General features: G+C 63.7%; 13 protein-coding genes. All 13 read left to right on the forward strand.

All coding sequences use genetic code 11. From position 1 onward, the window contains the following. The first annotated feature begins 19 nt into the window (after window positions 1-19). The 13 genes from ACXAJT_RS14330 (at window position 20) to ACXAJT_RS14390 (ending at window position 13,146) form a co-directional block, all read left to right on the forward strand. Window positions 20-781 carry an enoyl-CoA hydratase-related protein gene (locus ACXAJT_RS14330; protein WP_475236292.1) on the forward strand — a complete coding sequence of 254 codons (762 nt, stop codon included), beginning with the start codon at window positions 20-22 and terminating at the stop codon, window positions 779-781. Beyond that, a complete protein-coding gene (locus ACXAJT_RS14335; protein WP_475236294.1) occupies window positions 781-1,560 on the forward strand; it encodes an alpha/beta fold hydrolase in 780 nt (259 codons plus the stop codon). The genes ACXAJT_RS14330 and ACXAJT_RS14335 overlap by 1 nt, the downstream gene beginning before the upstream one ends. After that, the gene (locus ACXAJT_RS14340) at window positions 1,557-2,201 is read left to right on the forward strand and encodes a glutathione S-transferase (protein WP_475236295.1); all 645 of its coding nucleotides are present in this window, start codon (window positions 1,557-1,559) and stop codon (window positions 2,199-2,201) included. The genes ACXAJT_RS14335 and ACXAJT_RS14340 overlap by 4 nt, the downstream gene beginning before the upstream one ends. After that, window positions 2,198-3,391: a CaiB/BaiF CoA transferase family protein gene (locus ACXAJT_RS14345; RefSeq protein ID WP_475236297.1), complete on the forward strand. Its 1,194-nt coding sequence runs from the start codon at window positions 2,198-2,200 to the stop codon at window positions 3,389-3,391. The genes ACXAJT_RS14340 and ACXAJT_RS14345 overlap by 4 nt, the downstream gene beginning before the upstream one ends. A gap of 5 nt (window positions 3,392-3,396) precedes the next feature. Further along, window positions 3,397-3,987, forward strand: a complete 591-nt coding sequence (locus tag ACXAJT_RS14350; RefSeq protein WP_475236299.1) for a carboxymuconolactone decarboxylase family protein — start codon at window positions 3,397-3,399, stop codon at window positions 3,985-3,987. A 97-nt stretch (window positions 3,988-4,084) separates the two neighbouring features. Then, a complete protein-coding gene (locus ACXAJT_RS14355; RefSeq protein WP_475236300.1) occupies window positions 4,085-4,828 on the forward strand; it encodes a GntR family transcriptional regulator in 744 nt (247 codons plus the stop codon). A 96-nt stretch (window positions 4,829-4,924) separates the two neighbouring features. Continuing rightward, window positions 4,925-6,484 (forward strand): tannase/feruloyl esterase family alpha/beta hydrolase, encoded by a 1,560-nt coding sequence (locus ACXAJT_RS14360; protein ID WP_475236301.1) that lies wholly within the window; start codon window positions 4,925-4,927, stop codon window positions 6,482-6,484. 117 nt (window positions 6,485-6,601) lie between these two features. Next, window positions 6,602-7,567: a tripartite tricarboxylate transporter substrate binding protein gene (locus ACXAJT_RS14365; protein WP_475236302.1), complete on the forward strand. Its 966-nt coding sequence runs from the start codon at window positions 6,602-6,604 to the stop codon at window positions 7,565-7,567. 142 nt (window positions 7,568-7,709) lie between these two features. Then, window positions 7,710-8,177 (forward strand): tripartite tricarboxylate transporter TctB family protein, encoded by a 468-nt coding sequence (locus ACXAJT_RS14370; protein ID WP_475236304.1) that lies wholly within the window; start codon window positions 7,710-7,712, stop codon window positions 8,175-8,177. Between the two features lie 5 nt (window positions 8,178-8,182). Continuing rightward, window positions 8,183-9,724, forward strand: a complete 1,542-nt coding sequence (locus tag ACXAJT_RS14375; protein WP_475236306.1) for a tripartite tricarboxylate transporter permease — start codon at window positions 8,183-8,185, stop codon at window positions 9,722-9,724. Next, on the forward strand, window positions 9,721-10,389 hold the full coding sequence (locus tag ACXAJT_RS14380; RefSeq protein ID WP_475236307.1) for a flavin reductase family protein: 669 nt from the start codon (window positions 9,721-9,723) through the stop codon (window positions 10,387-10,389). The genes ACXAJT_RS14375 and ACXAJT_RS14380 overlap by 4 nt, the downstream gene beginning before the upstream one ends. Before the next feature lie 111 nt (window positions 10,390-10,500). After that, window positions 10,501-11,343, forward strand: a complete 843-nt coding sequence (locus tag ACXAJT_RS14385; RefSeq protein WP_475236308.1) for an alpha/beta fold hydrolase — start codon at window positions 10,501-10,503, stop codon at window positions 11,341-11,343. Window positions 11,344-11,922: 579 nt separating this feature from the next. Then, window positions 11,923-13,146, forward strand: coding sequence for an urea ABC transporter substrate-binding protein (locus ACXAJT_RS14390; protein WP_475236309.1), 1,224 nt, complete (start codon window positions 11,923-11,925; stop codon window positions 13,144-13,146). Window positions 13,147-13,149 lie beyond the last annotated feature (3 nt).

A 13,149-nucleotide genomic window follows, 5' to 3' on the forward strand; every position in this document is an offset into this window, starting at 1 on the left:
TTTCAGAAAGGACCGACCAATGGGTATCGACATCAGCTTCAACGGGAAAGTCGCCGAGATCACCATCGACGTGCCCCCCGTCAATGCCATCACTCTCGCCAACTATGCCGAGATCGGCGAAGCCTTTGACGCCGCCGACACTTGGGAGGGGATCAACTGCATCATCCTGACCGGGGCCGGCAGTCGCGCCTTCTGCGCCGGGCTTGATCTAAAGGAATTCCTTGCCGCCACCGTGGAGGAAGACCCCTCCCGCGCCCGCGTCGTGCGCCGCTGCTTCAAGTCGGTCCGCGATTGCGCGCTACCCACCATCGCGGCGGTGAACGGTCCCGCGCTTGGCGCAGGCACGGTGCTGGCGTCGGTCTGTGACATCCGGCTGGCGTCGGACACCGCGAAGTTCGGCACGCCGGAGGTCAACATTGGCCGCTGTGGCGGGGCGGCGCACATGGGGCGGCACCTGCCGCAGGGCCTGTTGCGCAAGATGTTCTTCACCGGGGAACCGATCGACGCGCAGGAGGCATGGCGCTTTGGCTTCGTGCAGGAAATCTACGCCCCCGATCAGCTGATGGAGGAGGCCCGCGCGCTGGCGGCCAAGATCGTCACTAAGGCGCCGCTGGGCCTGCGCATCGGCAAGCAGTCCCTGAACCAGATCGAGTTTCTGCCCGTCGATGAGGGCTACCAGATCGAACAGCAGTTCAGCACCCAGTTGATGAAGACCGAGGACGCCCGCGAAGCGACTGCCGCCGTGGTCGAAAAGCGCAAGCCGGTCTGGAAGGGGCGCTGATGACCCTGCAGGCGATCAACAGCACGCGGCTCAACATCCGCATCGACCGCGCCGGGGACGACGCGCCTTGGGTGGCGTTTTCGAACTCGCTGGTCACCGATCTGTCGGTCTGGGACGGCGTGGTAGCGCGGCTCTCGGGCTGGAACGTGCTGCGCTACGACCAGCGCGGCCATGGCGGCTCGGACGTCCCGGACGGCGCAGTGGATTTCAAACTGCTCTCGGAGGACCTGCTGGCGGTGATGGACCACGCGGGCGTCCCCCGCGCGGTCTGCGTCGGCCTGTCGATGGGCGTGCCGACAACGCTGGCCGCCTATGCCAAGGCGCCGGAGCGTTTCGTCGGCCTAGTCTTCATGGACGGCATGGCGAAATCCGCCCCGGCGGCGGTCGAGACATGGGGCGCGCGGATCGATGAGGCCCGCAGGCTCGGCATGGACGGCTACGCCAAGGTCACCGCCGAGCGCTGGCTGACCACACCCGAGCGGGCCGAGGCGCTGGCAGCGATGATTGCGGCGACCCCATTCGAGGGGTTCAAGGCCTGCGCGACGGCGCTTCAGGGCTACGACTACGCTTCTGTCCTGCCGAAGATTGCGGTGCCGACGCTGCTCGTGGCGGGTCTGTCAGACGGCAAGATCCCCGAGACCATGCGCGGCATCGCCGAGAGCGTCGGCGCGCGGTTCGAAGGGGTCTCTGGCGCGGGACACGTGCCCTGCTTCGAGCAGCCCGACGCCACCGCGCGACTGCTCTCGGCCTTTCTGGCCGAGGTGAAGGCTGCGGCATGAAACTGCACTGGTCCCCCCGCTCGCCTTTCGTGCGTAAGGTGATGATTACCCTACATGAGACTGGCCGGATGGATGACGTGGAGCTGATGCGCAACGTCGTTGCCAGCCACTTGCCACCGAACCCCGCCGTGCTGGCAGACAACCCACTGGGCAAGATCCCGGCGCTGGTCACCGATCAGGGTGTGCTCTTCGACAGCCGGGTGATTTGCGCCTGGCTCGACCGGGACGGCGTGCTGGACGCCGGGATCGAGGCGCAGCGCTGGCAGGCGCTGGCCGACGGCGCGACCGACATCCTGCTGGCCTGGCGCACAGAACGGCTTCGCCCGCAGGGCGCCTGGGACGCGATCACCGCCAGCTTCGGCGCCAAGATGGCTGCGGTCATGGCCACGCTTGAGGCCGAGGCCGACGCGCTGGCCGGCCGGCCCTTCGGGGCTGGCCATGTCGCGGTGATCTGCTTCCTCGGCCAGCTTGACTTCCGCTGGGGCGACAGCGCCTGGCGGACCCATTTCCCGCGCCTTGCGGCGCTCGCCGCGACCTGGGCCGAGCGCTCCTCGGTCGCTGCCACCGCCATCGTCGATGACGGCGCAGCGGGCGACGACGTCACCGCAGGCGTCCTGACTTTCGAAAAGGAGATAACATGAGCGGACCGCTTTCCCATGTTCGGGTGCTTGACCTGAGCCGCATCATGGCCGGCCCCTGGTCGGGCCAGATTCTCGCCGACCTCGGAGCGGAGGTCATCAAGGTGGAACGCGCCGGCGTCGGGGATGACACCCGGCGCTGGGGGCCGCCGTTCATGAAAGACAGCGCCGGAGAGCCGACCAAGGAGTCGGGTTACTACCTCTCGGTCAACCGAGGCAAGAAATCGGTCGAGGTCGACATCGCCTCGGAGGAAGGTCAGGAGCTGATCCGCGATCTCGCCCGCGAAAGCGACATCGTGCTCGAGAACTTCAAGGTCGGCACCTTGGCGCGCTATGGGCTCGACGAGGCGTCGCTGCGCGCAATCAACCCGCGGCTGATCTACTGCTCGATCACCGGCTTTGGTCAGGACGGGCCGATGGCGCAGGACGTGGCCTATGACTTCATGATCCAAGCGATGGGCGGCTTATTGTCGGTCACCGGTGTGCCAGATGGCGAGCCGGGGGCCGGGCCGCAGAAGGTCGGGGTGCCGGTCATCGACATCATGACCGGCATGTACGCCACTGTGGCCGTGCTCGCCGCCCTGGCGCGCCGGTCCGAGACCGGTAAGGGCGACTACATCGATCTTGCGATGCTCGACGTCGCCACCGCGATGCTGGCCAACCAGGCGATGAACCATCTGGTGTCGGGCGCGACGCCGACCCGCAAGGGCAACAAGCATCCGAACATCCAGCCGCAGGACATCTTCCCGGTCCGCGACGGGCACATCGTGATCGCCGTCGGCAACGACGAGCAGTTCGTGCGCTTCGCCGCCGCCCTCGGCCACCCGGACTGGGCGCAGGATCCGCGCTTTGCCACAAATGCGGCTCGTGTCGAGAACCTCGACGTGCTGCACCCTATGATCTGCGACACGCTGCGCCGCCGCGATCTCGCCGACTGGCGGGCCGATCTAGTGGCGGTGAAAGTGCCCTGCGCGCCGATCAACACCGTGCCGGGCGTGCTGGACGAGCCGCAGGTGCAACACCGCCAGATGCTGCGGCACCTGCAGCATCCGCTTGCCGGAACTGTCCCGCAGGTGGTCTCACCGATGCGCTTTGCCGAGGCACCGCTGTCGTTCGATGCCGCGCCGCCGCTGCTCGGCCAGCATACCGATGAAATCCGGGACCGCGTCGCCGCGGCCAAGGTGAAAGGATGACCAGCATGGGACGTATCAGCTTCCCCGCGCCGGAGACCATGTCGCCGGCACAGAAGGCCGTCTTCGACGAGATCGTATCGGGGCCGCGCGGCGTGCTCGTCGGGCCCTTGCGAGCGGCCTTGCACAATCCGGTTCTTGCCGATCGCTGGCAGCAACTCGGCCGTGTGCTGCGGTTTGAGACAACGCTTCCGGGCTACCTAAACGAACTGGCGATCCTGATCACTGCGCGGCGCTGGAACAGCCTGCTGGAATGGGCCATCCATGAACGCGACGGTCTGAAGGCGGATCTCGATCAGGGCTGGATCGATGCCCTGCGCGTCGGCGAAGTGCCCGATTTCGGCGAGGATGATGCCGCGGGCGAGATCTATGACTTCGTCTGCCAGTTGCTCACCCGGGGCACGCCCGAACAGCCGGTCTACGATTTGGTCTGCAAACGCTGGGGCGAGGTGGGGGTCGTCGAACTGACGGCGGTCGTGGGCTATTACTCGATGGTCGCGATGACCCTCAATGCCCACGAGATTCCGGTACCTGAGGGTGTGAAGGCCGATCTGCCGATCGCTCAGGGCGCATTGTTCGAGTTGCCTTCACGTCGTTGAGCGGCTCGCATGGTTCCCCTCTTCCGGGTATAAGTGATATAAAGCTATCATATCGCGTGATGCCTTTGGAAAGCGATGGAAAACTAGGAGCTTCTTTATGGCGAAATCCAGCTCGTCCGACCTGCTCGAAAAGAGCAATGTCGCCCGTTACATCCAGTTGGCCTCGCTCTTCCGCGGGCGGATCGAACGTGGGGATTGGGCCATCGGAGAGCGCATTCCGACGGTCGAGCAACTCGGCAAGGAATTCGGCGTCGCCGGAATGACCATTCGGCAGGCGCTCGACCAGATCGAGCAGGAAGGTCTGATCGAGCGTTTCCGGGCAAAGGGCACCTTCGTGCGTGCCCGACCGGAGCGCGATCTGTGGTGCGAGGTGCAGACCGACTGGAACGGTTTGCTGATGTCGCGCGCCGATGCGCAGATCGAGGTGCTGTCGGACACGCCGGGCGCCACGCTGGCGCAGGCCGATTTCGACCATGGCACTGTGGCGCCGAGCTATCGGCACCTGCGCCGCCTGCATCGCCGCCAGAACGTGCCCTTCCTTGTCGCGGACGTCTACGTGGACGAGAAGATTCAGCCGCTGATCCCGGAAGAGAACTACACCACGACCACCGCCATGCGGTTGGTATCGGATCTTCCTGGCGTGCGCGTTGCCGACGCCCGGCAGATCCTGTCGGTGGCCTCTGCCGATGTCGAGACCGCGCAGCTTCTGCAGCTGTCGATGAATGATCCGATCGTGCTTGTTCAGCGTCTAGCCATTGATGAGGAGGGGCGCCTGATCCTCGTGGCGAACGGCATCTATCGCGGAGACAAGGTGCGGATCGACATGAAGCTTCTGACCTGAGCCGACCCACAAAGCGAAGGTTTCGAGATTCATTAAGTGACAAAGCTAGCAAATTGATTTAACCTCACTCTCAAGGGATTTTTTGGGAGGAGAATCATGAGGTTGATAACTCACGGCGCATTGATGCTCTGTGCCATTTCGACCGGGGCTTACGCGGAGGAGGCAAGCTGCGCAGCCCTTGTGGAAACGGTCCGGGACGGACTGAAGATCTCTGAAGTAGCGTGGGTTGCCGCTGGCCCGGATGCTGATGCCGGGCAGGATCTTCCTGCATATTGCAAGGTCTCCGGCGTGCTGGACGAGCGGCGCGGCGCAGGCAATGTTCTCTTCGGAGACCGTTTCGAGTTGCGTCTTCCCGAGGGCTGGAACGGTCGGTTCTATTTTCAGGGCGCCGGGGGTCTAGACGGCAAGGTGCGCCCGGCCTACGGCGGGTCGCAGCCGACTGGCGAACCGGCGGCCGTGGCAGAGGGCTACGCAGTGATCTCAACCGACGCTGGACATGAGGACACTGACAGCTCATTCGGACTTGATCCGAAGGCCCGCGAGGCTTGGGGCTATCAGGCGATCAAGGACGTTGCCGAGATCGGAAAGGCGCTCACAACCGCGTACTATGACGAGGCCCCGCACCACAGCTACCTCGTTGGCTGCTCGAACGGCGGGCGGCAGGGCATGATGGCCAGTCAGCGGTTTCACGAACTCTTCGATGGCATCGTCGCGGGCGCGCCGGTGTTCCGCCTGTCGCGCAGCCACGTCGATACCGCCTGGGGCCTTCAGAAACTGACGGCAATCGCCCCAAAGGACGAGGCGGGCCATCCCATCTTGTCACGCGCCTTTTCCGACGCTGATCTTGATCTTCTTGCACGCGATATTGTCCAGCAGTGCGATGCACTGGACGGCCTTGAAGACGGGCTGGTGCTTGATCCAGATGGTTGCGATTATGATCCGTCAGCATTGGTATGTGGCGAGGGGCAGGATGCCTGCCTGAGCCGCAACCAGATCGAAACGCTGAAGCTGCTGCACAAGGGGTCGCGCGACAGTGCGGGAAACCGCTTTTACGTTGAGTGGAGCTACGATCCGGCGATCGCCGACAAGGGCTGGCGCAGCTGGCGCCTCGGCACCTCTGAAACCCCGGAGCCTAACGCGATCAAGGCGGGCCTGTCGAACAATGGCATCAAGTACGTGTTCCTGACACCGCCCGACCCGGACTTCGACATCATCAATTTCGATTTCGACAGCGATCCGCAGCGCATGGAGGCCTCGGCTTCCTTTGCGGATGCGATCTCGACTGACCTTGAAGCGTTCCGTGATGCGGGCGGCAAGATCCTTTTTTACCACGGCACTGGCGACGCGGCGATCTCCGCCAACGACACGGCGCGGTACATGGCTGCTCTGCAGGCCGACATGGGCGATGCGGCGAATTTTGCGCGCTACTTCCCGGTACCGGGTATGGGCCATTGTCGGGGAGGTCCGGGACCGGACAGCTTTGACGTGCTGGATACCATCGTGGCCTGGGTTGAGGAGGGCGAGGCGCCCAACCGCCTTATTGCGACGGGCGCAGGTCTAAACGGACAAAGCCGCCCGCTTTGCGCTTGGCCGACCGTGGCGACCTACGACGGAAGCGGTCCCGAATCCGATGCCGCCAGCTTCGTCTGCCAATGATGCAATTTTTCGCGGTGGCGGTCTGCCCGTGGTCGTGAGAACGGGCCCGGTAGGTCTCTGGGCATATACCACGCGGCAGTGGGAGGAATGCACTGCCGTATCAATGGGAGGAATATTATGAAATCTGGAATTACGGGCCTGACCCTGGCCACCCTTGCACTTTCGGCAAGCCTTGCCGCCGCGCAGAATTATCCGACGCAGCCGATCACTCTTGTGAACCCGTACTCTGCGGGAGGTTCGGCCGACTTGATCGCGCGAACCCTCGCCGAAGGGATGACCGAGAGGTTGGGTCAGCCCGTGGTGGTCGAGAACAGGCCGGGGGCCGCAACGGCCATCGCGGCGACCTATGTGGCGCAGTCCGACCCTGACGGCTACACCCTGCTGATCGCCAGCTCGCCAACACATTTCATCACGCCGGAGATCCAGCCGGTGCAATATGAAGGCCTTGCCGATTTCGCGCCGGTCGCCATGGTTGCCAACGTTCCGAATATTCTGGTCGTTGGAAGTGACACGGGCCTTTCGACACTGAATGATCTGGTCGCCACGGCGAAAGAAGAACCGGACGCACTCGCCTTCGCCTCTGTCGGGAATGGGAGCCTGCCACACCTTTCCAGCGTTCTGTTGATGCAGGAGACCGGCACGCAGATGGTGCATATCCCCTACGGCGGCGCTGCGCCTGCGGTAGTTGATGTTCTGGCCGGAAACGTCGACATGGCCTTTCTCAACCTGCCTCCGTTGCTGCCACACATCGAAAGTGGTGCATTGATGCCGCTGGGTGTCGCCGCTCCGGAACGCACGCCGCTGATGTCCGATGTCGCGACGATGAAAGAACTCGGAATGGGGGAATTTCAGATGAGCACCTGGTTCGGTGTATCGGCCCCTTCCGGCACCCCCGAGGCAGTCGTCGCAACGCTCGACGCTGCGATCTCCGACACTCTGCAGGACGAAAGCGTGCGGACGCGGCTCGAAAGCAGCGGCGTCATGATGTTCTACAAGCCCACAGATGAGTTCAGGGGATTCCTCGAAAGTGAATCCGAGCGATTGCTGAAGCTGCTAGACGCCGCAGACGTGCCGCGGAACTGACCGCGGTAGATTTGGCGAAGTCCTGAGCGGGGGCCGGCGAGAGGTGTCTGAAGTCCTCCACGGTCCGGTCTCCGCCTTGCAAGCGCAGGCACTCAGGCGCCCGCGTCTCATTCATTCGACGCAGAATTGGACCCAAGAAATCATGGAATCTCAAGAGAATACCGAACCAAGGCAAAGTTCTGGCCCCTGGGAATACACAGTCGCGGCGGCCCTGTTTCTGCTTGGACTGTATGTGGCGTTCGAAGGTGTCGAGGTTGGTGTCGGAACGCTTCGGCGCATGGGGCCCGGCTTCCTGCCGGTCACGGTCGGCTGCGGGCTGGCCCTCCTGGCTCTGGGGATCCTCTGGGAGCTTCGTAGCGGGGGCCGCCCGAAGCTTGACGCACCGGTGCGCCCGCTGGTCATGGTGACGCTGAGCCTGGCCATCTTCGCCGCGACGGTGGGGCCGCTCGGGCTCGTCCCGGCGACGCTGCTGCTGGTACTGATCGGCGCTTTCGCCGAGCGCTCCATGACACTGCCACGCGCGGGCCTCACCGCCATCGGGCTGGCCGCACTGGGCTACGTCGTGTTCATCTTGGGTTTTGGCCTGCCGCTTCACGCGTTCTGGGGGTGATGGCAATGTATGCTGATATTCTACTCGGTTTCGAACGCGCGCTTTCATTCGACGCCCTGCTGTTCTGCTTCATCGGCGTGACGGTCGGGACCTTTGTGGGGATCCTGCCTGGCGTCGGTGCCCTGGCAGCGGTATCGCTGTCCCTGCCGCTGACATATTACCTCGATCCCACCGTTGCGATGATCATGCTCGCAGGCATCTTCTACGGAGCGCAATACGGGAGTTCTACCGCGTCGATTCTGCTGAACGTGCCGGGTACCGTGACGGCGGCAGTAACTGCGCTTGACGGGTATCCCATGACCCAACAGGGCCGAGCCGGACTCGCCCTCTTCGTCACGACCATTTGCTCCTTCGTCGGCGGCTCGATCGCGATCATCCTCATGATGGGCTTCACGCCGCTGATCGCCCGCGCTGCGCTGTCGTTCTCGTCGGCGGAATACTTTCTGATCATGGCGTTTGGATTGTTCCTGGCATCGACCATTGGCTCGGGGTCACAGCTGAAGAGCCTTGCGATGGTGGCCGTGGGACTAACGCTGGGTCTGGTCGGGACGGATTTGAACACGGGTATCTCGCGCTTCACTTTCGGGCAGGTCGAGCTCTATGACGGCATTAGCCTCGTCACGATCGCCATGGGCCTGTTCGGTGTGGCCGAGATCCTGAATTCCATCGCCAGCGACACGTCTCGCAAGCCCGCCGCGCGCAAGATCACCTTCAGGTCGATGTTTCCGAGCAAGGCCGAGTGGAAGGTCATCGTAAAACCGACCCTGCGGGGAACGGCGATCGGCGCGGTGATCGGCGCGCTTCCGGGCTCCGGGGCCACCATTGCGACCTTCATCGCCTACGCGGTGGAAAAGCGGCAGTCGAAGACGCCGGAACGGTTCGGCAAGGGCGCGCTCGAGGGCATAGCGGCCCCCGAGGCCGCCAACAATTCGGCGGTGCAGTCGGCTTTTGTGCCGACTTTGAGTCTGGGGATCCCGGGTGACGCGTTGATGGCGTTTCTTCTGGGCGCGATGATGATCCACGGTATCGTGCCGGGTCCCAGGTTCCTGATCGACCAGCCGCAGATGTTCTGGGGGCTCGTCGCCAGCTTCTGGATCGGCAATGTCCTGCTGTTGATCCTGAACATTCCGCTGATCGGCGTCTGGGTGCGCATGTTGACGATCCCCTACAACATTCTGTTCCCGGCGATGCTCTTCTTCATCTGCATTGGTGTCTACTCAATAGACTACCAGGTGTTCGACATCGCGCTGGTGATGATCTTCGGCATCATTGGTCTGGTGATGAACCGTCTAGCCTATCCCGCCGCACCCCTTTTGCTGGGATTCATCCTGGGGCCGATGATGGAGGAGCACTTCAAGCGCGCGCTACTCATGTCGAGGGGCTCCTTCTCGATTTTCTGGGAACGGCCGATCAGCGTTGTGCTTCTGGTGCTGCTCGCTGGACTGGTGTTGCTCAGCGCGCGGACGGCCTGGAGACGCTACCGCGCCGGTTCGCCGTCCTCCCTTTCCGAGACGCAGATGCAAAACCAAGCAAAGGATACCCAATGACCGTCTACAACACGCTCGATGCCGATGGGATGGATTCCGCAACGGCGTATCGGCTGCTGGTTGGCGCCGTGGTGCCCCGCCCGATCGCCTGGATCAGTACGGTGGGCCCGGCGGGCCGAGTGAACCTGGCCCCCTTCAGCTCTTACAATTACGTGGCCACGACGCCGCCGATGCTGGCAGTCAATATCGCCCTGCGGGCCGGCACCGATGGCGAGATGAAGGATACCGCGCGCAATATCCTGGATACCCGAGAATTCGTGGTGAACGTGGCCACCCAGGACACGATGGAACCGATTAGGGCATCCGCCCAGAATTTCCCACCCGAGATCAGCGAAGTGGAAGAACTCGGCCTTTCGGTGCTGCCAAGCCGCCACGTTCGCCCGCCGCGCATTGCCGCTTCTCCGATCCAGATGGAGTGCCGTCTCGATCAGAGCGTGACCCTCGGCAAGGGTATCAACACCCTCTACATCGGAGAGGTGCTGGCCTTCCATTTCGCCGAGTCTGTGTTCGATGGGCGCAGGGTGGACGTCACCAAGCTGGCCCCGATTTCCAGGCTGGGCGGCCCCTTTTTCGCAGGCATCGGCGACATCTATGAACGGCCGATGCTGCAATATGCCCCGGGTGCAGAAGGTTCGGTGGACACGGGCCACACGAAGACCCGGTGACGGAGCAGGCGTCCGTAATTCCGCGCCCCGGGTTCTGAGCGGACCCGCCCCCGGCTTACCCCACGCCGGGACAGGTCGCGGACAGTGTGGGGCCCTTGGAGGAATGGCGACATGAAAACGAGATTTGCGGCGATGGGCCTTGCCCTCGCTTTGGCGATGCCGTGCCTTGCGCAAGCGCAGGTCGAGGAGAAGACGGCGGTAAATGGCGACGCGCAGGTGGGCTACTCGGTCCGCGGCGAGGGGCCGCTGGTGGTGGTGATTGCTTCGACCGGCCGCAGCTCCGGCGAGCTTGCGCCGCTGGCCGATAGGCTGTCCGACCGCGGCTACCGTGTCGCGCTGCCGGAACCGCGCGGCATCGGGGCCAGCACCGGCAAGATGACCGAGGTGTCCTTCCACGACTTCGGCGACGACTTCGCCGCGGTGATTGCCCAAGAGGGCGGCAAGGCCATCGTCGCAGGCCATGCCTACGGCCAGTGGATCGCCAAGACGATCGCCTCTGACCACCCAGAGATGGTCTCGGGCCTGGCGCTGATCGCGGGCGGTGCGAAGTCCTGGCCCTCGGAGCTTTCCGAGGCGATCACCATGATCAACGATCCGGACTCGAGCCGGGATCAGAAGATGGAAGGGCTGCTGCTGGCGTTCTTCACCGACGAGGCGAGCGCCGAGCCCTGGCTCGAGGGCTGGCATCAGGACGTCACTGTCAGCCAGCGCGCAGCGCGCAAGCTGACCGACCGCGAGGACTACTGGGCGGGCGGCACCGCGCCGATCCTCGACCTGCAGGCGGGTTCGGACCCCTTCCGGCCGGAAAGCTCGCGCATGGAGGTACGCGACGAGCTGGGTGATCGCGTGACGGTCACGGTGATCGACGGTGCCAGCCACGCGCTGCCGGCGGCGAAACCGGTCGAGACCGCGGAAGCCATCGCCGACTGGGCGGACGCACTCCTGAAAGACTGACTGTACAGCCGGCGCTCTTCAGGGCTGCGCCATGGGCACTGGGGCCCGTCCCTGGGTCGGGGCGGGCATATCCCAGGCCGTGCTCGCGCAGAGCGCGCGCGACGGCATCACTCTGTTCACAGTTGGGCCATTTCAATAGTGTAGACGAGTTCCGTGCGTTCTGTGTGAAACTCAGCATCGCTAGTTCACTGATCGTAATTGCATATTTAGACCTTATCCGCTTCGACATCGGTGGAACTCCCTGATCGATAGGGCGTAGTCTCAATGGCGGCGGCAAACCCAGCCACGCGGAGGTGCCACAAACTGTGACGGTCTCCGCCTGTCACTTCCTCTTTACACAACTTCGTGCGCCTGCTACCGCTAGGCCACTTCGGGCGCTTCCCGCCTGAAACTTCGGCGTGCCAACAGCGTCACGCCGCTTTTGACCAGGCTCAAGGCCGGTCCATCTCCCATTTCGTTACACGTCTGCTCGCCGGCTGCTCGCGCCGGTCCCCGGCTGGCGTGTGTCTTGTGGCCTGGCGGTTTGTTGGCGCTGCGACCTGATGGGGGACCTGCGAGTACCATCAGTGAGGTTAAGAAATGAAAATCAACCGTCGTCAGACGCTGGGCCTGCTTGGCTCGACCGCTGCTCTTGCCTGCCCGAGCATCCTCGCCGCGCAAGACACCCCCATCACCGTTTCGGCGCTCTATGACCTGTCCGGCGGGCTGGATGTCTATGGCGCGCCGATCGTCGACACGCTCAAGTTCGCCGTGGCCGAGCAGAACCGCAATGGGGGCCTGCTTGGTCGCGAGATCGAGCTGAAGGTGTTCGATCCGCAATCGAACATGCAGATGTATGCGCAATTCGGCCGTCAGACCGTTCTGTCCGACAAGCCCGCCGTGGTGTTCGGCGGCATCACCTCCTCCTCGCGCGAGGTGCTGCGACCGATCATGCGCCAGTTCAACACCCCGTATTTCTACGCCAACCAATACGAGGGCGGCGTCTGCGACCGCAACATGTTCGCCACGGGCGTGACACCGGGCCAGACCGTCGAGAAGCTGGTGAAGTACTCGTCCGACACCTTCGGCAAGAAGGTCTACATCGTTGCGGCAGATTACAACTATGGCCAGATCACCGCGGACTGGGTGCGCAAATTCACCGCCGACAACGGCGGCGAGGTCTTGGACGTCGAGTTCTTCCCGCTGGACGTGACCGACTTCAAGACGTCGATCTCGAAGATCCAGGCCGCCAAGCCCGACTACGTCTGGTCGGCGCTGGTCGGCGGTGCGCATATCTCGTTCTACCGGCAGTGGCAGGCGGCGGGCATGCACGGGCAGATCCCGCTTTCGTCCACCACCTTTGCCGGCGGTAACGAGCACGTGATCCTCACCCCCGCGGAATGCGACGGTTTCATGGTGTGCCAGAACTATCTGCAGGAACTCGACAGCCCGACCAACCGGGCCTTCGTGTCGGACTTCCACGCCATGTACGGTGCGGATTATCCCTATATCACCGAACTGGGCGTTGGCGCCTACCAGGGCTTCAAGCTGTGGGCGAAGGGCGTCGAACAGGCCGGCACCACCGAGCGCATGGCGGTGATCGAGGCGCTGGAGACCGGCATCGCGCTGGATGGGCCGAGCGGCCGCGTGCAGATCGACCCGCAGACCCATCACACAATCATGGACGTGCATGTCGCGCGGGTCCAAGACGGCGGACTGGTGCCGGTCGAGACCTTCGCGCAGCAACCGCCGGCGGATACCGCCATGTCCTGCGACCTGATCGCCAATCCCGACGACAACACCCAATACGTGATCGAACTCTAAGGA

The sequence above is a fragment of the Salipiger sp. ABF4_146 genome, from assembly GCF_056161345.1.